Raw genomic sequence first — 1,470 nt, 5'->3', positions numbered from 1 at the left:
ATGATCAATTAACTGTTTATTCCATTTCTGCTCAAAAGACTTCCAAAAATCATCTACACTACAATATAATTTGATTAAATCCATTTTGACCTCTCATGTCATATTAAACATTAGTTTGGGAAAACAAATGTTTTAAATCATGTTGAGGTCTTTTGTCATTCAAATTTTATGTATCTTGTTTAAGCCTAAACACCTAAACCCAAAGTTCAGGTTATTAACTTTTCCAAAGCAAATAATATTTCTTTAGTCAACGTTATTGAGAACGTTTGCACCACTTCAGATTTAAATGAAGTGAAGCTACTGAAGATTTAAAATGCGCCAATCCAACTTCGGTGAAATTTTCGCAAGAGTACAAATCCAAATCTTGCAAAGCTACTAAAGGTGTCAAATGCGCCAATCCAGCATCCCTAAGCTTATCGCACCAACTCAAATTTAAATGCTGCAAAGCGACTAAAGGTGTCAAATGCGCTAATCCAGCATTCGTGAGTTTCTTACACGAACTCAGATTTAAATGCTGTAAAACCACTAAAGGTGTCAAATGCGCTAATCCAGCATCCGTGAGTTTTTTGCACGAACTCAGATCTAAATGCTGCAAAGCCACTAAAGGTGTCAAATGCGCTAATCCAGCATCCGTGAGTTTCCAGCATAGGTTCAGATTTAAATACTGCAAAGCCACTAAGGAAGTTAAATGCGCTAATCCAGCGTCAGTGAGCTTATGGCACCACCTCAGATCCAAATGCGTTAAAGCCTCTAAAGGTCGCAAGTGTGCTAATCCAGCGTCAGTAAGATTTTCGCAATAGCTTAGGTCTAAATGCTGTAAAGCCACCAAAGATGTCAAATGGGCTAGTCCAGCATCCGTGAGCTTATTGCACCAACTCAAATTTAAATGCTGCAAAGCCACTAAAGGTGTCAAATGCGCTAAGCCAGCGTCAGTGAGGTGTTTGCACAATCTCAGATTTAAATGCGTTAAAGCCTCTAAAGGTCTCAAATGGGCTAAGCCAACGTCGGTGATTTTATGGCACTCAGCCAGATTTAAATGTTGCAAAGCCATCAAGGATGCTAAATGGGCTAATCCAGCATCGGTGAGATTGGGACATTCTTGGAGATGTAGTGCTTTTAAATTTTTACAATTTTTTAACGCTAACAGATGGGCATCAGTCAAAAAGATGTTCTTTGAAAAATTGAGTTCTTCTATCTCATTTGAAAAATACTTTAAAATTTTTTCAAATTCGGTTAACTGAGAGGTTTGGTTTAATAAGGAATTCACCAAATAGCTTTTTAAAACATTTAATCGATACTGCTGCGCAAAATTTAAAAGAGCTTTTAATTCCAGTAGACTATCTTCGCTGGAGTTAAACAGCTCCAATTTTTGGGATTTATACGCCTCAATCAGCTGTTTTTCTAATTTTTTCTCAACTTCTGACAGTTGATAATAATCGGCTAGTTGAATGAAAGAAAGGATATCTTCCA

Annotated in this window: 1 pseudogene; it reads right to left on the bottom strand. The window is 37.1% G+C overall.

Features of this window, described 5'->3' with window-relative positions:
• Window positions 1-253: 253 nt before the first annotated feature.
• A pseudogene (locus TY19_RS11500) lies at window positions 254-1,470 on the bottom strand (hypothetical protein); the annotation flags it as partial.

Origin of the sequence: Candidatus Protochlamydia sp. R18, assembly GCF_000648255.1 — a bacterium.
Lineage (GTDB): Bacteria > Chlamydiota > Chlamydiia > Chlamydiales > Parachlamydiaceae > Protochlamydia > Protochlamydia amoebophila.
The sequence above is the reverse complement of the archived record's forward strand: the minus strand, read 5'-3'. Positions and strand labels throughout refer to the sequence as shown.